Origin of the sequence: Serratia sp. root2 (genome assembly GCF_031931805.1) — a bacterium.
Classification (GTDB): domain Bacteria; phylum Pseudomonadota; class Gammaproteobacteria; order Enterobacterales; family Enterobacteriaceae; genus Serratia; species Serratia inhibens.
The window spans coordinates 2,797,043-2,814,920 of record NZ_JAUJXB010000001.1 but is presented as its reverse complement, the minus strand read 5'-3'; the positions used below and the strand labels follow the sequence as shown (position 1 = coordinate 2,814,920).

The 17,878-nt window shown below is 59.5% G+C and carries 20 protein-coding genes; 16 read left to right on the top strand and 4 right to left on the bottom strand.

Annotation, left to right across the window (positions count from 1 at the left end; genetic code table 11):
* Positions 1 to 70 precede the first annotated feature (70 nt).
* From QZQ97_RS13055 to QZQ97_RS13040, 4 genes are all read left to right on the top strand, one after another.
* Complete coding sequence (locus tag QZQ97_RS13055; protein ID WP_311993737.1) at positions 71 to 589, top strand: GNAT family N-acetyltransferase; 519 nt, start codon at positions 71 to 73, stop codon at positions 587 to 589.
* 117 nt (positions 590 to 706) lie between these two features.
* Positions 707 to 1,231, top strand: a complete 525-nt coding sequence (aroL, locus tag QZQ97_RS13050; RefSeq protein ID WP_311993736.1) for a shikimate kinase AroL — start codon at positions 707 to 709, stop codon at positions 1,229 to 1,231.
* A 176-nt stretch (positions 1,232 to 1,407) separates the two neighbouring features.
* The gene (locus tag QZQ97_RS13045; protein WP_311993735.1) at positions 1,408 to 2,454 is read left to right on the top strand and encodes an aldo/keto reductase; all 1,047 of its coding nucleotides are present in this window, start codon (positions 1,408 to 1,410) and stop codon (positions 2,452 to 2,454) included.
* 81 nt (positions 2,455 to 2,535) lie between these two features.
* Entirely contained in the window at positions 2,536 to 3,123 is a 588-nt protein-coding gene (locus QZQ97_RS13040) for a TetR/AcrR family transcriptional regulator (protein WP_311993734.1), read from the top strand.
* Here the strand turns inward: QZQ97_RS13040 and QZQ97_RS13035 are convergent.
* Complete coding sequence (locus QZQ97_RS13035; RefSeq protein WP_311993733.1) at positions 3,047 to 3,841, bottom strand: AraC family transcriptional regulator; 795 nt, start codon at positions 3,839 to 3,841, stop codon at positions 3,047 to 3,049. The genes QZQ97_RS13040 and QZQ97_RS13035 overlap by 77 nt on opposite strands.
* Positions 3,842 to 3,939: 98 nt before the next feature.
* Here QZQ97_RS13035 and QZQ97_RS13030 point away from each other — a divergent pair, with 98 nt between their 5' ends.
* The 3 genes from QZQ97_RS13030 to ppnP all read left to right on the top strand — a co-directional run bounded on the left by QZQ97_RS13030 (position 3,940) and on the right by ppnP (position 5,197).
* On the top strand, positions 3,940 to 4,344 hold the full coding sequence (locus tag QZQ97_RS13030) for a nuclear transport factor 2 family protein (protein WP_311993732.1): 405 nt from the start codon (positions 3,940 to 3,942) through the stop codon (positions 4,342 to 4,344).
* A gap of 47 nt (positions 4,345 to 4,391) precedes the next feature.
* Positions 4,392 to 4,592, top strand: a complete 201-nt coding sequence (locus tag QZQ97_RS13025; RefSeq protein WP_311993731.1) for a YaiA family protein — start codon at positions 4,392 to 4,394, stop codon at positions 4,590 to 4,592.
* A 317-nt stretch (positions 4,593 to 4,909) separates the two neighbouring features.
* Positions 4,910 to 5,197 carry a pyrimidine/purine nucleoside phosphorylase gene (ppnP, locus tag QZQ97_RS13020; protein WP_004949189.1) on the top strand — a complete coding sequence of 96 codons (288 nt, stop codon included), beginning with the start codon at positions 4,910 to 4,912 and terminating at the stop codon, positions 5,195 to 5,197.
* A 234-nt stretch (positions 5,198 to 5,431) separates the two neighbouring features.
* On the opposite strand, the gene rdgC is transcribed toward ppnP, so the two are convergent.
* Together rdgC and QZQ97_RS13010 are read right to left on the bottom strand one after the other, a co-directional pair.
* Positions 5,432 to 6,343, bottom strand: a complete 912-nt coding sequence (gene rdgC / locus QZQ97_RS13015; protein WP_006321205.1) for a recombination-associated protein RdgC — start codon at positions 6,341 to 6,343, stop codon at positions 5,432 to 5,434.
* 88 nt (positions 6,344 to 6,431) lie between these two features.
* Positions 6,432 to 9,044, bottom strand: coding sequence for an ATP-binding protein (locus QZQ97_RS13010; RefSeq protein ID WP_311993730.1), 2,613 nt, complete (start codon positions 9,042 to 9,044; stop codon positions 6,432 to 6,434).
* 141 nt (positions 9,045 to 9,185) lie between these two features.
* On the opposite strand from QZQ97_RS13010, the gene QZQ97_RS13005 reads away from it, so the two are divergent.
* From QZQ97_RS13005 to QZQ97_RS12980, 6 genes are all read left to right on the top strand, one after another.
* A complete protein-coding gene (locus QZQ97_RS13005) occupies positions 9,186 to 10,706 on the top strand; it encodes a sugar ABC transporter ATP-binding protein (protein ID WP_311993729.1) in 1,521 nt (506 codons plus the stop codon).
* A gap of 28 nt (positions 10,707 to 10,734) precedes the next feature.
* Positions 10,735 to 11,724, top strand: coding sequence for an ABC transporter permease subunit (locus tag QZQ97_RS13000; RefSeq protein ID WP_006321202.1), 990 nt, complete (start codon positions 10,735 to 10,737; stop codon positions 11,722 to 11,724).
* A gap of 43 nt (positions 11,725 to 11,767) precedes the next feature.
* Positions 11,768 to 12,709 carry an ABC transporter substrate-binding protein gene (locus QZQ97_RS12995; RefSeq protein ID WP_073440797.1) on the top strand — a complete coding sequence of 314 codons (942 nt, stop codon included), beginning with the start codon at positions 11,768 to 11,770 and terminating at the stop codon, positions 12,707 to 12,709.
* 62 nt (positions 12,710 to 12,771) lie between these two features.
* Positions 12,772 to 13,458 carry a D-lyxose/D-mannose isomerase gene (locus QZQ97_RS12990; RefSeq protein ID WP_311993728.1) on the top strand — a complete coding sequence of 229 codons (687 nt, stop codon included), beginning with the start codon at positions 12,772 to 12,774 and terminating at the stop codon, positions 13,456 to 13,458.
* A gap of 12 nt (positions 13,459 to 13,470) precedes the next feature.
* The gene (locus QZQ97_RS12985) at positions 13,471 to 14,331 is read left to right on the top strand and encodes a ketose 1,6-bisphosphate aldolase (protein ID WP_311993727.1); all 861 of its coding nucleotides are present in this window, start codon (positions 13,471 to 13,473) and stop codon (positions 14,329 to 14,331) included.
* Entirely contained in the window at positions 14,331 to 15,344 is a 1,014-nt protein-coding gene (locus tag QZQ97_RS12980) for a carbohydrate kinase family protein (protein ID WP_311993726.1), read from the top strand. The genes QZQ97_RS12985 and QZQ97_RS12980 overlap by 1 nt, the downstream gene beginning before the upstream one ends.
* Here the strand turns inward: QZQ97_RS12980 and QZQ97_RS12975 are convergent.
* Positions 15,319 to 16,059 carry a response regulator gene (locus QZQ97_RS12975; protein ID WP_212558707.1) on the bottom strand — a complete coding sequence of 247 codons (741 nt, stop codon included), beginning with the start codon at positions 16,057 to 16,059 and terminating at the stop codon, positions 15,319 to 15,321. The genes QZQ97_RS12980 and QZQ97_RS12975 overlap by 26 nt on opposite strands.
* A gap of 192 nt (positions 16,060 to 16,251) precedes the next feature.
* On the opposite strand from QZQ97_RS12975, the gene mak reads away from it, so the two are divergent.
* The 3 genes from mak (at position 16,252) to QZQ97_RS12960 (ending at position 17,878) form a co-directional block, all read left to right on the top strand.
* Positions 16,252 to 17,160, top strand: coding sequence for a fructokinase (gene mak / locus QZQ97_RS12970; protein ID WP_311993725.1), 909 nt, complete (start codon positions 16,252 to 16,254; stop codon positions 17,158 to 17,160).
* A gap of 101 nt (positions 17,161 to 17,261) precedes the next feature.
* Complete coding sequence (locus tag QZQ97_RS12965; protein ID WP_013811708.1) at positions 17,262 to 17,495, top strand: type II toxin-antitoxin system Phd/YefM family antitoxin; 234 nt, start codon at positions 17,262 to 17,264, stop codon at positions 17,493 to 17,495.
* Positions 17,492 to 17,878, top strand: coding sequence for a type II toxin-antitoxin system VapC family toxin (locus QZQ97_RS12960; RefSeq protein WP_063198104.1), 387 nt, complete (start codon positions 17,492 to 17,494; stop codon positions 17,876 to 17,878). The genes QZQ97_RS12965 and QZQ97_RS12960 overlap by 4 nt, the downstream gene beginning before the upstream one ends.

Genomic DNA, 17,878 nt, shown 5'->3' with positions numbered 1-17,878 from the left:
GGACCTCTGGCGGCCTGCGCATCGATACCGACGTTGGGTTATACAGCCCCCGGCCGTTAAGGAGAACCCGATGAGTCTGCCTGTTCGTTTAGCGCAACCGCAGGATATCACCCAGTTGATCGCCATTGAGCGCTCGGCGGCACAGTTGTTTCTGCAGCAACCGGCGTGGCGTTTTCTTGCCGATGGCCCGGTGATGAGCCGGCAACAGCATGCTGATTTTATTCAGCACCAGCGGGAATGGTTGGCTGAAAGTGCGTCGGGTGAGGCGGCCGGGTTTATCGCCATATTGCCGCAACAGCAGGATTGGCACATCGCCGAGCTGTCGGTGGCCGCTAACTGGCAACGGCGGGGCATTGGCCGGCGTTTGATCGCCGAGGTTGCCGCACAGGCCAAATTGCAGGGCGCGGAGCGCCTGACGCTGACGACCTTTATCGACGTGCCCTGGAATGCGCCTTACTACCAGCGGTTAGGATTCCGGCAGATCACAGCCGATCGGCTCACCCCGCCGCTGCGGCAACGGCTGGCGGAGGAGGTGGAGCAGGGATGGGGCGTTGGCAGCCGCTGTGCAATGGAATTTACACTGTCGTAAATATTGAAATACAGGCTGATGGCGGTATGATGCAAGCAACCACGCCATCGCACGATCTGCGCGCCGATTTTCAGGCGTACAAATGCACTCAAGTCACCGTATAAGGGACAACCCGTAATGACACAAACCATTTTCATGGTAGGCGCTCGCGGAGCCGGTAAAACCACGGTGGGCAGCGCGCTGGCGCAGGCACTGGGCTATCAATTCACCGATACCGATCTGTATATGCAGCAGACCGCGCAAATGAGCGTGGCGGAAATGGTCGCACATGAAGGCTGGCTGGGTTTTCGCCACCGTGAAAGCATTGCCCTGCAAAGGGTAACTCAGCCGTCAACTGTAGTTGCCACCGGCGGTGGCGTGATCCTGGCGGAAGAGAATCGTCGCTTCATGCGCCAGCACGGCACCGTGATTTATCTGCGTTCGCCTGCGGGCGTGTTGGCGCAGCGGTTGGAAGAGTATCCGCAGGACGCGCAGCGCCCAACGCTCACCGGCCGCCCGATTGCCGAAGAAATGCTTGAAGTGCTGGCGGCGCGTGAAGCGTTGTATCAGGAGGCCGCGCACTTCGTCATGGATGGCACCGGCAGCCCACAACAGGTGGTCGAACAAATCCTCTCGGCGCTGCAGCGCGAAACGGTAAAATAACCCACCGCAGTTTCTCCTTTGGGCACAGTGGGTTGTGCCCAATACTCTGTTTTCTCCTCTGGTTTTTCCGGTCTTACGACAAATCACGCTTGCTTTTATAAATGATGAGTGACATATATAAATGAATGTCATCCATCATTTATAATGTTTAACTCAAGCTGATTGCGAGGCTCTGCATGAAATACACCACCTTTGGCCGCAACACCGGCCTGCGCGTTGCCGAACTGGCTCTGGGCACCGGCACCTTTGGCACCGGCTGGGGCTACGGCTCGGAAAAAGAAGAGGCCAGGCAGGTATTCGATCGTTACGTCGACGCCGGCGGCAATTTCATTGATACGGCCGATGCCTATCAGTTTGGCCAGTCGGAGCAAATGGTGGGGGAATTTATCGCTGCCGAACGCGATCGCTTCGTCGTCGCCACCAAATACACGCTGGGCGCGACGCCGCAAGCCAGTATTGCGCATACCGGCAATAGCCGTAAAAACATGATTTCCTCGGTGGAGGCCAGCCTGAAACGCCTGAAAACCGATCGTATCGATCTGCTGTGGGCGCATTTCTCCGACAATCTGACCCCGCTGGAGGAGATTGTGCGTGCGTTTGACGATCTGACTCGCGCCGGCAAGATTCAGTATGCCGGACTGTCCAACTTCCCGGCCTGGCGTATTGCCCGGGCGGATACCCTGGCCGAGCTGCGCGGCTGGGCGCGCATCGCCGGCATTCAGGTGGAATACAGCCTGGTGGAACGCACCGCAGAGCGCGAACTGTTGCCGATGGCCGAAGCATTGGGGATGGCCGCTACGCTGTGGTCACCGCTGGGCGGTGGCCTGTTGACCGGTAAATATCGGCACAGCAACGCCGGGCGGCTGACCGAACTGGGGCGTCTGGTGCATCGCGAGAAAGATACCGCGCTGCTGGATGAAGTGCTGGCAATAGCGCAGGAACACGGCGCCCAACCGTCCCATATCGCCATTGCCTGGCTGCGTAACCGGGCCGCGCACTCCAGCACCAGCCTGATCCCCATTTTGGGGCCGCGCACGTTAGCGCAGCTGGACGATACGTTGGCGGCGCTCAGCCTGACGCTGAGCGAAGAGCAAGTGGCGCGACTGGATCGGGTAAGCGCTATCGATCCCGGCACGCCTCACCGGCAGATTGCCGACACGCTGGCGCGGGCGCAGGGCGGTGACAGCGACAGTTTTTCCGCGCTGCGCATTCCGCGCGCCTGAATCTTTTGATGAAGGGCATCATCATTGAGCGTGGCCAGCGGATGGCCTAAGATGATGCCCGATTGATAAGGAGAAAACACCATGGCGCGGGTATCAAAGCAACAAATGGAACGCAATCGCGAGGCGATTGAACGGGTGTCTTCACAACTGTTTCGTGAACGTGGCCTGAACGGCGTCAGCGTTAATGACCTGATGGCGGCGGTGGGGCTGACCCACGGCGGTTTCTATGGTCATTTTGCCTCCAAGGATGAGCTGGCGGCGGTAGCCAGCCGCAGAGCGGCGGAGGAATCAGGCCAACGTTGGGAGACGCTGAGCGGCCAGCCCGGCAAACACACTTTGCAAACCCTGGTTGACAACTATCTGGACGTGAAACACCGGGACTGTCCCGCCGAAGGCTGCATGGTCACCGCGCTAGCCGGCGACGTGGCGCGGGAAGGGGCCGATAAACCCGTACACCAGGCCTACCTGAGCGGCGCAAAAGCGATGCTGGCGCGGCTGGAATCGCTGTCGCCATCGGAAGATGAACAGCAGCGGCATCAGCAGGCTCTGGTACAGATGGCGATGCTGGTGGGGGCGTTGACGTTGGCGCGGGCTACTCGCGGCGATGAGCTGTCGGAACAGTTTCTCGACGCGGCGCGTCAGGCGCTGCTGCCAAAGGGCGCTGAGTAAAATATCTTCCCGGCGTGGTGCCGAAACGTTCGCGGAAGGCGGCGATATAGGCACTGACATTGTCATAACCGCAGTCACCGGCAATCTGGCCGACGGGCTCCCCCCGCGACAGCGGTTCCAGCGAGCGGAGCACCCTGGCTTGCTGGCGCCAGCGTGAAAAAGTCACGCCCGTTTCGCCGATAAAACGGCGGCTCAGGGTGCGGACGCTCAATCCGGCCCAGTCGGCCCATTCACGCTGAGTGCGCTCTCCGGCAGGTTCGTTCAGCAGTGCGCGGGCGATTTTCAACAGCCGCGTATCTTGCGGCAGCGGCAGTTGCAGCGGGGGGCTTTCATGAACGTGCATTTCATCCAGCAATACCTGCAACATCCGTTGTTGCGATGCATTCAGCGGCTGCCCGGCAAACTGCGCGATACGCTCGACCAGCGCCTGAATCAGCGCTGAGGCGGTGCTCAGCCGGGGAGATTCTGGCAGCGTCGTACCGCGTTGTTCCCCCAGATACAGGATCCAGCCCGCCACGTTACCGCAGGCCAACGCCTGGTGTGCGCAGTGTGGCGGCAACCAGCCGACACTGCCTGCGGTCATTGCCCATTGCCTCCCTGCGGTTTCCAGGGCCATCATGCCGTGCGTTAACAGATAGATCTGCCCGTCGGCATGGTGATGCCAGGGAGTGAGATGTTTTTTCTCATGCAAAAGCCGTTCGCTGTGCAGGATCATCATATTGGCCGATTACCGGTATAAAAAGTCCAGGTACGGTTATTATGCCATTGCTTGTTTCCGCTAGGATCCCCGTGTCATATCATTTTTGGAGATCCTCTATGAACGAAAATCCCTCAATAGCCGTGGTGCTCGACGCCTTGCAGCGGGTGGTAGCCGGCTCGCAACACCAGCCGGCGCTGATAGCTGAACTGTTCAGCGAAGATTACCGCCAGCAGGTGGACGGCAAAGTACTCGATTATGCGCAATTTATGCAGCATATGGCCCTGTTGAAGCAGCTCACCCGCAGTATGGCGCTGGAAATTATCGCCGTCGCCGGACAGGGTGAGACGGTACTGACGCACCATCAGGTGCGGGTGGAAAAGCGCGACGGTGGCCGCAGCCTGGTCAAGGTGCTGGCGCATTTCACCGTACGCGACGGCAAGATCTGTGCCTGCGATGAGCTGACGCAGCTGTTGGAAGGCGAACATGGCGATCGCGATCTGGGGTCACGCGTGTCGGCATAAACTCGGCTGCTATACTTAACCCTGTGTGATTCACACGGGAGAACAGCATGCGCGAAAATAACCGACCAGGCTATCCGAGAACCGCTCGGGTGGTCGAAGTTGACCGGGGCGACCCCAGCTTGCATATGCATCGTTTTGAGGTGCGCACCGACGACATTGAGCCGAATACGCTGCTCAGTGAGCACGCAACCGAGCAGGAAGCGCTCGACGCCAAGCATCGCTACGAGGATCCGGCGCTGGAAGATTAACCTGTACCCTACGGAAGCCGGCGCGATGCCGGTTTCTTTTTTGCCTTTTGCTGAAGGCGCACTTCGTGCGCATTGATCTTGCCGGCCGCTGAGTTAATTATCTGATTCGAATACTAATAAAATGCCATGACGCTGACTGTCCGGCGGTGGCCTGGCGCTATTTTTGTTGCGGATTCAGAACGGAAGGCTGACGACGGATCGCCGGGCAGAATTTTACTCTGCGCCACGATCGCATTTCGCGTGAAAAACCAGTGACAGATCAACCGCAATCCCCCAATATGGATTTCTCATAAAGTTGATTATGCGGGTGCCAGTCTATGCTGAAAGTGAACGAGTATTTTGCCGGAAAAGTGAAGTCTATCGGTTTCGATAGTAGCAGCATCGGCCTTGCCAGCGTCGGTGTGATGGAAGAGGGTGAGTACACCTTCAGCACCGCCCAGCCGGAAGAGATGACCGTGATTACCGGCGCGTTGAAAGTGTTGCTGCCGGGCTCGCCGGACTGGCAGGTGTTTATGCCGGGTGAGAAGTTCTTCGTACCGGCTCACAGTGAGTTCAACCTGCAGGTGGCTGACGCTACCGCCTATCTGTGCCGTTACTTAAGCTAGTAATCCATACCCTTCTTACTTGAGGCTGCAGCGTTGTTGGCTGCGTGCATATATTCGGCCCATCCGTGGGCCTCATCCCTTTTGGGGCCGCTGTAAGCAGCGTTCAAATCTGTTCCCGGCCGATTTGTCCCGCACTTGCCGCCTGGCTGCAACTCCAATTGATTTGGGTATGCTGTTTGTTTTGCAAAAGCGGCGTATGTAGAGCAAGGCGCAGTGATTTGCGCCTTTGTGTGTTTAACGCTGCGCTTCGCCGCCCAGGGCTTCGATGGTGTTCTTGATTAACGCCGCCAGTTCGCTGGTCATCAGGATAAAATCGGCGTCAAAACGTTGGGCAAAGTCGTCACGATCGATATCGTCATTCTGCTCACGCAGCGCATCGGCAAACTTCAGGCGCTTCAACGAGCCGTCGTCCGCCAGTACCAGTTGGATACGTTCCTGCCAGTCCACCGCCAGTTTGGTCACCAGCTTGCCGGCTTCGATATGCACCGCAATTTCGTCGCTGATCAGGTTCTGCTTCTTGCAACGGATCACGCCGCCATCTTCCAGAATCGCCTTCAGCTCCGCTTCATCCTGAATGATAAAACCGGCCGGCAGCTCGCCGGAGCGCACCCACTCGGTCAGCGTCAGCTCGATCGGGCTTTCCATGGTCAGCGGCACCACCGGCAGTGAACCCAGGCTTTTACGCAACAGCGCCAGGGTATCTTCCGCGCGTTTGGCGCTGGCGGCGTCAACCATGATCAGGTCATTGACGGTGTCGATCCACATAAAGGTCTGATTGAAACGGCTGAAGGCGCGCGGCAGCAGGCTGTGCAGCACCTCATCTTTCAGTGCGTCTTTCTCGGTTTTTTTCAGTTTGCGGTGTTGTTCGCCTTCCAGCCGCTCAATCTTGGCCTGCAACTCTTGCTTGATGACCGGCGAAGGCAGGATTTTCTCTTCCTTGCGCGCACAGATGACGATCTGGCCGTTAACCGCGTGCGTCAATGCGTCGCTGTGGGAACCCATTGGGGAGACCCAGCCGGTTTTCGCCATGTCCTGGCTGCCGCAAGGGGTAAAAGCAAAAGCGCTGAGCTGTTTTTCCATTTCATCCGCGTTTAGCGCAACTTCGCGGCTCAAACGGTAAACCATCAAATTCTTAAACCACAGCATAATGTTGTCCCTGGCTGGGCGTGCAGTCGGCACGCTTGTTCATCAAAAGCAGGGCGGCATGATAACGAATCAGAGGCGAAAAATCGCCTCATTCCCTCTGAATTGCGTCGCCGGCCGCGTTTCTTCGTCGTGCCCGTTGCAGCGCCAGCGCCAGTTGCCGCTGGCTGAAAGGTTTGCGCAGCAGCTCAACCTCAGGCAGATCTCCCCGAGAGTGGCGGCGCATGTCCTGGCCGCTGATCAGCAGAGCGCAGAGGTGGGGATTGATCTCCCGCGCCTGCTCAATCACCTGCGCACCGTTCAGTTCGCCCGGCAGCATCAGGTCACTTATCAGCAGCGCGATATCCGGCGTCTGGCGCAGCAGCGCCAACGCTTCCTGGCTGTCTGCGCTGTCCAGCGTCAGGTAGCCGAGCTGGTGCAGGTGTTCGCACAGCGTGTGGCGCACATCGTTCTCATCTTCCAGTACCAGCACCAGATTATCGGTGCCGTCACTGTCGTCGAGCGGCTGCAGCGGCGTTTCCGTTACCGCCTGCATGGGCGCACGGGGCAACTGCAAACGCACCAGCGTGCCCTTGCCCGGTGCGGTTTCAATCTGCACCCGCCCGCCGGACTGGCGGACAAAACCGTAAACCATTGACAGGCCAAGCCCGCTGCCGCTGCCGACCGCCTTGGTGGTGAAGAAGGGTTCGAACACCTGCGCCTTGACCTCTTCCGACATTCCGCAACCGGCGTCTATCACTTCCAGCGCCACCATGTCCTGTTTTTTGCCGCTGCTGCGCACCACTCGCTGGTTATAAATACGGATCTTCACCACCCCGCTGCGGCCCTCCATCGCATCCCGCGCGTTGACCACCAGGTTGATCAACGCATTTTCCAACTGATTGGCATCGATCCACGCGGGCCAGCCGGGCTGTTGTGCCTCTATGGTCAACGACAGGGTGGCGGGCAGCGAATGGCGCAGCAGTTCCTGCAGGTTTTCCACCAGTGCACGCAGCGCGATGGCTTGAGGGTGCAGCGCCTGTTTGCGTGAGAACGCCAGCAGCCGCTGAGTGAGTTGCGCGCCGCGTTCGGCGGCTTTCAGCGCGCGGGCGATGCGTTGTGCGGTTTGCGCGTCCTGCGTTTGCCCGGTTGTCAGTTCCAGGCTGCCGATAATCACCGCCAGCAGGTTGTTAAAATCATGCGCCAGGCCGCCGGTAAGTTGACCGACCGCCTTCATTTTCTGGCTGTGCAGCAACGCCTCTTCCAGCGCCTTGCGCTCGGTGCGTTCCAACACCACGTTCACCACACCGCGGTTGGGCACCGGGCTGAAACGCAGTTCGACGGTGCGACCGTCATCCAGACGCAGCTCCTGCGGCTGCGGCAGTTCACTGGACAGATTGGCCAGTACCGCTTCCCAGCGCTGGCCCCGTGGCGGCGTAACGTGTTGCAGCAATTCGCGGTAGTGCTGGCCGCGGTGCAACTGGTGTTCGTTCAGCCCCAGCAGCAGCGGGTATTGCGGGTTCCACACCACCAGCTGCCCGTCGTTATCAAACAGTGCAAAACCGTCGCGCATCGCCAGGAAAGTGGTTTCCAGCTGGGTGCTTTTTTCTTTCAACAGGCGAGAGGTTTGTTCCAGTGAGGCGGTATTGCGGGCAAACACGTTGAAAGCGCGCGCCAGTTCGCCAAGTTCATCGCGGCGTTGCAGCGCCGGCACGCTGACGTCACGCTCACCGCGCGCCAGCCGCGTCATGGCGTTGGCGATCGCCGTCAGGTTAGAACCGAGGTTGCGGTAGATATACAGCCCGGCGAAGCCGGTGATCACCAACGCCAGCAGGGCGAACAGGCCGATAAATACGCTGATGGAGCTGAGTTCTCGGTGCGTCTGATGGGTGCGCAGCTCCGACTCGTTCGCCACCTTTTGCACGTACAGGTTGATGTCGCCGTTGAGCATCTCGACTAACGCTTTGATATGGTAGGTATAATAGGCCAGGGCGAGGTCGCTTTGCTCCAGTTCCAGCGTTTCGGGCAACAGGCGTTGTTCGCTGGCGCGAAACTGGCGCATTTTCTCATCCACCAATGCATTCGAGCTGTGCTGCGGCCAGTAGATCATTACGCTGTCGAGTTGCTGGGCGGCCGCCTTGGGCGTCGGGGTCTGAATGGCGATCGCCAACAGCCGGTCAATCTGGCCGAGCAGCGGTTGCGAAGGCTGGTCCAGATTGTCGCGTTGGCTCAGGCTGGTGATATGCCGCAGCGTACTCTGTGTCTGGTAAAGCCCGCTGAGCAGGATGTTGCGTTGCAGGTGCCGCGCGTGACCGAGTTCCAGCATGCGGGTGACGCTGGTTTCCAGCGCGTTGCTGCGGCTGATGATGCGCTTGACCAGCGCCGGCTCGCTGTGGGCCAGCGGGGCGTCCGCCAACCGGTTGAGAGATGCCTGCAGAGCCAACTGGGTCTGTTTCAACCGGGCGGATTCGCTCTGGTACTCCAGTGCGCCAACCACCTGCGAAAGCCGGATGGCGGCGGTGGCGACGTTCGACGTATCGCGGCTCAGCGCCATGCTGCCGTTCATCTCTTTCAGCGTTTGCGCCTGCACCTGTTCCTGCAGCTTGCCCGCATGCATAAAGCCGACGATCGCCACGCCGCTGACCATCAGCGTCACCGCCACTACCAGCAGGTTGAACATCAGCAGGCGCCCACGCGCACCGGCAAGGAAAGGTAGTCTGCGCATCGTATCTCCCGTAACTGACTGTTCGTATTATAAATCCCCGTTCCATTAACAATATGACAAACATGAACGGGCGCTGACATTTTGCATTTATTTATGCGTGGTTAACTGCATGTAATCCGAACCGCAGCCTGAGGTATGACGATGAGCGTGACCCCGATTTTGGAAATGCACAACATCGCCAAGAGTTTTGGTCAGTTTTATGCGCTGAAAGGCGTCGACCTGACGGTATATCGCGGTGAGATCCACGCGCTGATGGGTGAAAACGGCGCGGGTAAAAGCACGTTAATGAAAATATTGGCCGGCGCGTATATCGCCAGCAGCGGGGAAATTTTTATCGATGGGCAGCCGTTCGCCATCAAAGGGCCAAAAGACGCCCTGGCGGCAGGTATCACGCTGATTTACCAGGAAATGAATCTGGCACCCAATCTGACGGTGGCGGAGAACATTTTTCTGGGCAGCGAGATCCAGCGCGGCGGCCTGGTGAAACGCCGGCAGATGTTGCTGGAAGCGCAGAAGGTGATCGACAGGCTGGGCGCGCAGTTCAGTGCCGGCGATCGGGTCATGAAATTAACCATCGCCGAGCAGCAGCAGGTGGAAATCGCCCGCGCGTTGCATCGCAACAGCCGCATCCTGGTGATGGACGAGCCTACGGCGGCGCTCTCTTCGCGTGAAACGCATCGGCTGTTTGAGCTGATCAAGCGCCTGCGCGATGAGGGCATGGCGATCATTTACATCAGCCACCGCATGGCGGAAGTGTATGAACTGTCGGATCGCGTCAGCGTGCTGCGTGACGGCCAGTACGTTGGCAGCCTGACGCGCGACAAACTGTCTGCCGGCGAACTGGTGCGCATGATGGTGGGCCGTCCGCTGAGCGATCTGTTCAATAAGGAACAGGGGATTGCGGTGGGCCAACCGCGCCTGACGCTGCACGGGCTGACTGACGGCAAGAAAGTGAAGCCGGTCAGCTTGCAGGTGCGCGCCGGCGAGATTGTCGGCCTTTCCGGATTGGTAGGCGCCGGGCGCTCTGAACTGGCGCAGCTGATTTTCGGCGTGCGCAAGGCGAGCGGCGGCACGGTGGAGATTGACGGCAAAACGGCCAATATCCATTCGCCGCGCGACGCCATCGCTCTGGGTATCGGTTTTCTCACCGAAAACCGCAAGGAGCAGGGGCTGTTTCTCGATCTGGCGGCCCATGAAAATATCGTTATGGCAACGCTGGAGCGCGATGGCCGCTATGGCCTGCTGAATCGCCGCAAGGCGCAGAGCATTTCCAGAGACGCTATTGGCCTGTTGAATATCCGTGTGCCGCATGCTCAGGTGCGCGCCGGTGGCCTGTCCGGGGGCAACCAGCAAAAGTTGCTGATTTCACGCTGGGTGGCGATCGGCCCGCGCATTCTGATCCTCGATGAACCGACGCGCGGCGTTGACGTCGGCGCCAAGAGCGAAATTTACCGCATCATGAGCCAGATGGCGCAGCAGGGGGTGGCGATCCTGATGATCTCCAGCGAACTGCCTGAGGTGGTCGGGATGAGCGATCGGGTTTACGTCATGCACGAAGGCAGTATCGCCGGCGAACTGAGCGGCAGCGACATTACTCAGGAAAACATCATGACGCTGGCCACCGGCGTCGAAACAGCCGTGGAAATCGCCGACCATGAATAATTCAATCCGTACGCTCAAGGAGCCTGCCATGACTTCGAACCCGCTGCCGCCTGGCGCAAAAAATCCCACGCTGAAACGGGCGTTTATGGGCGATATGATGCAAACCGTCGGCATTCTGCCGATTCTGATCCTGATCGTCGCGGTTTTCGGCTTTGTCGCGCCGAATTTTTTTACCGATGCCAACCTGCTGAATATCGCCCGTCAGGCGTCGATTAACATCGTGCTGGCCGCGGGCATGACTTTTATCATTCTTACCGGCGGCATCGATCTCTCGGTCGGTTCGATGCTGGGCACCACGGCGGTGGTGGCGATGGCGGTTTCCCTGATGCCGGGCATGGCCGGGTTGTCGATCCCGCTGGCGCTGCTGGCCGGACTGGGTATGGGGCTGTTCAATGGATTTCTAGTGGCCTACGCCGGTTTGCCGCCGTTTATCGTGACGCTTGGCACCTATACCGCACTGCGCGGCGCGGCTTATCTGCTGGCGGACGGCACCACCATCATCAACTCGAATATCAGTTTTGAATGGATCGGCAATTCTTATCTGGGGCCGATTCCCTGGCTGGTGATTATCGCCTTTGCGGTGATCGCGCTGTGCTGGTTCATCCTGCGCCGCACCACGCTCGGGGTTCATATCTACGCGGTGGGCGGCAATATACAGGCCGCACGTCTGACAGGCATCAAGGTGGGCGCGGTGCTGCTGTTCGTCTACGGCATGAGCGGCCTGCTGTCCGGGCTGGGCGGGGTGATGAGCGCCTCTCGGCTCTACAGCGCCAACGGCAACCTGGGCATGGGCTATGAGCTGGATGCCATCGCCGCGGTGATCCTCGGCGGGACCAGCTTCGTCGGCGGCATCGGCACCATTACCGGCACGCTGGTGGGGGCGTTGATTATCGCGACCCTGAACAACGGCATGACGCTGATGGGGGTTTCTTATTTCTGGCAATTGGTGATCAAAGGGGCGGTGATCATCATAGCGGTGCTGATTGATAAATACCGTACCCGAAACTATCAACACTAATCGCAGTGCTTCATAACATCTGGATAATAATGAGGAAAACACTATGCGTTTCAAGCCATTGATTACCGCTTTGTTGGTTACCGCCGCGCTCGGCAGCGCCTCTGTAGTCCAGGCGAAAGAATTGAAATCGATCGGGGTGACGGTGGGCGATCTGGCCAACCCGTTCTTTGTGCAGATCACCAAGGGCGCCGAGCTGAAAGCGCGGGAGCTGGCCGGTGACAAGGTGAATGTGACGCTGGTGTCGAGCGGTTACGATCTTGGCCAGCAGGTGGCGCAGATCGACAACTTCATCGCCGCCAAGGTCGATATGATCATCCTCAACGCCGCCGATTCCAAAGGCATCGGCCCGGCGGTCAAACGCGCCAAGGACGCCGGCATCGTGGTGGTGGCGGTAGACGTGGCGGCCGAAGGTGCCGACGCCACCATCACTTCGGATAACACCCAGGCGGGTGCGATGGCCTGTAAATACATCAGCGATCGCCTGAAAGAGAAAGGCAACGTGGTGATCATCAACGGGCCGCCGGTTTCTGCGGTGCAAAACCGGGTGGAAGGCTGTATGACCGAACTGAAGAAACACCCGGATATCAAGCTGCTGTCCTACAACCAGAACGCCAAGGGCAGCCGCGAAGGCGGTCTGGAGATCATGACTTCGTTGCTGGCGGCCAATCCGAAGATCGACGGTGTATTCGCGATTAACGATCCGACTGCGATCGGCGCCGATCTGGCGGCCAAGCAGGCGCAGCGCAGCGAGTTCTTTATCGTCGGCGTAGACGGCTCGCCGGACGGTGAAGAGGCGCTCAAACGCGACAACTCGCTGTTTGTGGCGACGCCGGCGCAGGATCCGCAGGTGATGGCGGCCAAGGCGGTCGAGATCGGTTATGACATTCTGCAGGGCAAACCCGCACCAACCGGCCCGGTGCTGATCCCGGTGACCATGATCGATAAACACAATATCGGCGGCTACAAAGGCTGGACGGTGAAATAATCTTCTGCCGACAGGGGCCGGCTCAGTCTGGCCCCTTATTGATAACCACGCCCGGAGGTGCCATGAACCGTTCCGCCGTGAACCGGATCCTGCAGCAAACCCAGCACTTTTTTGCCCGTTTCGACGTCCACCTGCCACCGTTCGCCCATTTTAGCCCGTCGGCCTGGCGGCAGCGCGATCGTGAGTCGTGGCAGGAGGTCTTCGATCTGAAACTCGGTTGGGATGTCACCGCGTTCGGCGGCGATGACTTTGCGCACCATGGCCTGACGTTATTCACGCTGCGCAACGGTTCGCCCGGCGGCCAGCCCTACGTCAAATGTTATGCGGAGAAGATCATGCACTGCCGCGAAGCGCAGGTGACGCCAATGCATTTTCACTGGCGCAAACGCGAGGACATCATCAACCGCGGCGGCGGCAATCTGATCGTTGAACTGCACAACGCCGATGCCGATGAACGGCTGGCCGACGGAGCCGTAACCGTTACTCTGGACGGTTGCCGGCAGACCCATGCCGCCGGCTCGCGTCTGCGGTTGGCTCCGGGAGAAAGCATCTGCCTGACGCCGGGTATTTATCACAGCTTTTGGGGGGAAGAGGGCTTTGGCGACGTGCTGGTGGGTGAAGTTTCGACGGTAAACGATGACGACAACGACAACCGCTTTCTGACGCCGCTCAGCCGCTTTGGTCAAATAACGGAAGACCAGCCGCCGCAGTGGCTGCTGTGCAACGAATACTCGCGCTTTATCGATTAAAGGAGAACAGCTATGGCACTGATTTCACTGGCGCAGGGGTTGGCGCACGCTCGTCAGCACGGTTATGCGCTTGGCGCGTTCAACGTGCTCGACAGCCACTTTCTGCGTGCGCTGTTTGCGGCCGCTGAGGCGGTGCGATCGCCGTTTATTATCAATATTGCCGAAGTGCACTTTAAGTACGTTTCGCTGGAGTCGCTGGTGGCGGCGATTAAAAGCGAAGCGGCGCAGCACGCTATTCCGGTGGTGCTGAATCTGGATCACGGTTTGCATTTCGAGGCGGTAGTGCAGGCGCTGCGTCTGGGGTTCAGTTCGGTCATGTTCGACGGGTCTGGCCTGAGCTATGAAGAGAACGTGCGACAGACGCAGGAAGTGGTACGCATGTGCCACGCCGCCGGCGTCTCGGTCGAGGCTGAGCTGGGTGCGGTCGGCGGCGACGAAGGCGGCGCGCTGTACGGCGAGGCCGACAGCAATAAATTCACCGACCCGCAGCGGGCGCGCGAGTTTGTCGGGTTGACCGGCATCGATGCGCTGGCGGTGGCGATTGGCAATGCGCACGGCAAATACAAGGGTGAGCCGAAGCTCGATTTCGACCGGTTGGCGACAATCCAGCAGCAGGCCGGCATTCCGCTGGTATTGCATGGCGGTTCCGGCATCAGCGAGGCCGACTTCAAGCGGGCGATTGGCCTGGGCATTCACAAGATCAATTTCTACACCGGCATGTCTCAGGCGGCGCTGGGCGCGATTGAGCAGCGGATGACGCAGCGCCACGCAATTTACGATGAGTTCGCCGAGGTGCTGCTGGCGGTGGAGCAGTCGATTAGCGAAGTAGTGCAGCAGCAGATGCATATTTTCGGCAGCGCCGGGCGGTTGTAATGACCCGGCGTGGCATTGTTTCGGCCGGCAATATGCTGGTGGATCACGTACATCACATCGCTCACTGGCCGCAGCCGGGCTGGTTGGTGGAGATTGAACGCAGCCAGCGCGCCACCGGCGGCGCGCCGCTTAACGTACTGCTGACGCTGGCGCGGATGGAAACCGGGCTGCCGCTGGCGGCGATCGGGCTGATCGGCTGCGACGCCGACGGCGATTACATCATGCAGATGCTGGCGCAGCACCGGGTTGACGGCCGCTGGGTGCAGCGCAGCGAAGGGGCGATGACCTCCATGTCGCAGGTGATGACCGAACCGGGCGGGCAGCGAACCTTCTTCCATGCGCCGGGCGCCAACCGGCTGCTGGATCTGGACGCTTTCGATAGGTTGCACAGTGAACACAAAATTTTCCATCTCGGTTACCTGCTGCTGCTGGACAGCCTGGATCGCCCGGATGAGGCGTTCGGCACCCGCAGCGCGCGGCTGCTGGCGCAGCTGCAGCAGCGCGGTTACCGGACGTCGCTGGATCTGGTATCGCGACAGGGTGACCCGCGCTACCGGCCGCTGGTCTTGCCGGCGCTGCGCTGGCTGGATTACCTGGTGATCAACGAACTGGAGGCCGGAGAGTTTACCGGGCTGGCGCTGCGTGCCGCCGACGGCGCTTTGCAGCAGCATTTGATGGCGCAGGCCGCGCAGCAGCTGTTGCAGGCCGGCGTGCGGCGAAGGGTGGTGATTCACTGCCCTGAAGGGGCGTATGGTCTGGAAAACGGCGGCGATGCACGCTGGCAGCCCTCATGGCGCCTGAGCGAAGGCGAGATTGTCGGTAGCGTCGGCGCCGGGGATGCGTTTTGCGCCGGGGTGTTGTACGCCAGCCATGAAGACTGGCCTTTGACGGAGACTTTGCAACTGGCGCACGCCTGCGCGCGTTTCAATCTGCTGTGCGCCAATGCTATCGACGGCGCACGGCCGTTACCGGAACTGCAGGCGTATATCAGGCGGCAGCCACCGGCTGGCTGACGTCGGCGGCGAATACATAACCCAGCCCGCGAATGGTACGGATCAGTTCGGGTTGATGCGGATTGATCTCGATCTTGCGCCGTAGCCGCATGATCAGTACGTCGATGGTACGATCGAACACTTCCAGCGTTTCGCTGTGGGTCAGTTCCAGCAGGCGATCGCGGGTCAGCACTTTGCGTGCGTGCTGTACCAGCGCCAGCAACAGGCCATATTCACCCTGGGTCAGATCGACAGGTTGCCGTTGCGGATTGTGCAAGGTGCAGCGGGTGGCGTCCAGACACCAGCCGTTGAATTGCCAGCCTTCAGGCTTGCTCTGGCCGGCGGCAACCGGCTCCAGCGCCAGTGCGCCGGTACGCCGCAGCACCGCTTTGGCGCGGGCCACGACTACGCGTGGGTTGAAGGGTTTGGCGATGTAATCGTCGGCGCCCATTTCCAGGCCGACCACCACGTCGGACTCGGAGCCGAGGCCGGTCAGCATCACCACCGGCAAATCCGGGCGCAGGCGGTGGATCTGCTGCAGCACCAACAGGCCGTTGGTATCCGGCAGGATCAGATCGAGCAGCACCAGCGCAATGTCCGGCTGTTGGTTGAGTAAGGCCAGTGCTTCGCTGCCCCGGTGGCAGGCATGAACGGTAAATACGTGTTCATTGAGCACGTCGCAGAGCACGTCACAGATAGCGGGGTCGTCATCGACGATCAGCACGGCAGGTTTCATCGCTGCTCTCCGGATTTATTATGTGGAACTGTTTAAAAACAGTGTACCTGATGGCTAATTAATAAGCGGCAGCCGGTATGAGGTCTGATGCGGAAATTGCCGTCGCCGTCACATTCGGCGGCAAGAGGATGATCCTGCATGCCGGTTACAGTAGTCTGTAGCAATGTTGTTGTGCATTGAGGAGAAAAAATCGTGCGCATTGGTATCGATCTGGGTGGCACCAAAATTGAAGTGATCGCGCTGGCCAACGATGGGCATGAGCTGTTCCGCCATCGTATCGCGACGCCGCGTCATGACTATCAGCAAACGCTGGATGCAATCAGCGGCCTGGTGAAGCTGGCGGAAGAAAATACCGGGCAGCAAGGCTCTGTCGGCGTCGGCATTCCGGGCACGCTGTCGCCCTATACCGGGCTGGTGAAAAACGCCAACTCGGTCTGGCTAAACGGCCAACCCATGGATAAGGATCTGTCGGCGATGCTGGCGCGTGAAGTGCGCATCGCCAACGACGCCAACTGTTTGGCGGTGTCGGAAGCCACCGATGGCGCGGCAGCCGGTCAGAAAACCGTGTTTGCGGTGATTATCGGCACCGGCTGCGGCGCGGGCGTGGCGATTAACGGGCAGGCGCACTCCGGCGGCAACGGCATTTCCGGCGAATGGGGGCATAACCCTTTACCCTGGATGGATGACGACGAGCTGCGTTTTCGCACCGAGGTGCCTTGTTACTGCGGTAAACAAGGTTGCATCGAGACCTTCATTTCCGGCACCGGTTTCGCAACCGACTATGCGCGCCTGAGCGGCAACCCGCTAAAAGGCCATGAGATCATGACGCTGGCGGCGCAAGGCGATGCCCTGGCGGAGCGGGCCATCAGCCGCTATGAACTGCGGCTGGCGAAATCGCTGGCGCATGTGATCAATATATTCGATCCGGACGTGGTGGTGCTGGGCGGCGGCATGAGCAATGTAGACCGCTTGTATCGGCATGTGCCGCAATTGGTGAAATCCTGGGTATTCGGCGGCGAGTGCGAAACGCCAATACGCAAAGCGATCCACGGCGATTCCAGCGGTGTGCGCGGCGCCGCCTGGTTGTGGCCGCAGAGGTAACTGTTGCAAAAAAGCGCGAGCCTGTTCGCGCTTTAATCAATCCGCTGTACAAAAACTGGACGCCCCTCTATGCTTTAGCTAACTTAGCTAAGGGGACGCTCATGCCTATTCAGGCCAATATGCACGAAGCAAAATCGAACCTGAGCCAGTTGGCGGATAAAGCCGCAGAGGGAGAGACCGTGATCATAGCGAAAGCAGGGAAGCCTTACGTTCAGTTGATGGCGATTAAAGGTGAAGCGCGCAAACCCGGCGCGGCCAAAGGTAAATTTACCGTACCGGAGGATATTAATGCCGGCGATGCGGACATCACCGCATTGTTTGAGGGAGAAAAATGAGGCGCTTGCTGCTGGATACCCACGCGCTGCTGTGGTGGCTGGTGGACAATGCCAGCCTGGGGCCGCTGACCCGCAATCTGATCGCCGATCCCAATAATCTGGTTTACGTCAGCGCGGCGAGCGTATGGGAAATCTCGATCAAGCAGGCGTTGGGCAAGCTGCCGGTGCCAGAGGACATTTTTGACATCATTGAGGCTGAGGATTTTCTGTCGTTGCCGATAGCCGCTTTTCATAGCCAGCAGGCGGGGCAGTTACCGCAACACCACGGCGATCCTTTCGATCGCATGCTGATCGCCCAGTCGCAGGCCGAAGGTCTGACGCTGATCACCGCCGACGGCGTTTTCCCGCAGTATGGCATTCGGGTGTTCGACGCCCGGCGCTGA

Excerpts from the sequence above, each read along its gene's own strand:
- ppnP (WP_004949189.1), top strand. The coding sequence starts at position 4,910 with ATGCTGAAAGTGAACGAGTATTTTGCCGGAAAAGTGAAGTCTATCGGT.
- aroL (WP_311993736.1), top strand. The coding sequence starts at position 707 with ATGACACAAACCATTTTCATGGTAGGCGCTCGCGGAGCCGGTAAAACC.
- QZQ97_RS12995 (WP_073440797.1), top strand. The coding sequence starts at position 11,768 with ATGCGTTTCAAGCCATTGATTACCGCTTTGTTGGTTACCGCCGCGCTC.
- QZQ97_RS13025 (WP_311993731.1), top strand. The coding sequence starts at position 4,392 with ATGCGCGAAAATAACCGACCAGGCTATCCGAGAACCGCTCGGGTGGTC.
- QZQ97_RS12975 (WP_212558707.1), bottom strand. The coding sequence starts at position 16,059 with ATGAAACCTGCCGTGCTGATCGTCGATGACGACCCCGCTATCTGTGAC.
- QZQ97_RS12980 (WP_311993726.1), top strand. The coding sequence starts at position 14,331 with ATGACCCGGCGTGGCATTGTTTCGGCCGGCAATATGCTGGTGGATCAC.
- QZQ97_RS12965 (WP_013811708.1), top strand. The coding sequence starts at position 17,262 with ATGCCTATTCAGGCCAATATGCACGAAGCAAAATCGAACCTGAGCCAG.
- QZQ97_RS12960 (WP_063198104.1), top strand. The coding sequence starts at position 17,492 with ATGAGGCGCTTGCTGCTGGATACCCACGCGCTGCTGTGGTGGCTGGTG.
- QZQ97_RS12990 (WP_311993728.1), top strand. The coding sequence starts at position 12,772 with ATGAACCGTTCCGCCGTGAACCGGATCCTGCAGCAAACCCAGCACTTT.
- QZQ97_RS12985 (WP_311993727.1), top strand. The coding sequence starts at position 13,471 with ATGGCACTGATTTCACTGGCGCAGGGGTTGGCGCACGCTCGTCAGCAC.
- QZQ97_RS13030 (WP_311993732.1), top strand. The coding sequence starts at position 3,940 with ATGAACGAAAATCCCTCAATAGCCGTGGTGCTCGACGCCTTGCAGCGG.
- QZQ97_RS13000 (WP_006321202.1), top strand. The coding sequence starts at position 10,735 with ATGACTTCGAACCCGCTGCCGCCTGGCGCAAAAAATCCCACGCTGAAA.
- QZQ97_RS13035 (WP_311993733.1), bottom strand. The coding sequence starts at position 3,841 with ATGATGATCCTGCACAGCGAACGGCTTTTGCATGAGAAAAAACATCTC.
- QZQ97_RS13045 (WP_311993735.1), top strand. The coding sequence starts at position 1,408 with ATGAAATACACCACCTTTGGCCGCAACACCGGCCTGCGCGTTGCCGAA.
- QZQ97_RS13010 (WP_311993730.1), bottom strand. The coding sequence starts at position 9,044 with ATGCGCAGACTACCTTTCCTTGCCGGTGCGCGTGGGCGCCTGCTGATG.
- rdgC (WP_006321205.1), bottom strand. The coding sequence starts at position 6,343 with ATGCTGTGGTTTAAGAATTTGATGGTTTACCGTTTGAGCCGCGAAGTT.
- QZQ97_RS13055 (WP_311993737.1), top strand. The coding sequence starts at position 71 with ATGAGTCTGCCTGTTCGTTTAGCGCAACCGCAGGATATCACCCAGTTG.
- QZQ97_RS13040 (WP_311993734.1), top strand. The coding sequence starts at position 2,536 with ATGGCGCGGGTATCAAAGCAACAAATGGAACGCAATCGCGAGGCGATT.
- QZQ97_RS13005 (WP_311993729.1), top strand. The coding sequence starts at position 9,186 with ATGAGCGTGACCCCGATTTTGGAAATGCACAACATCGCCAAGAGTTTT.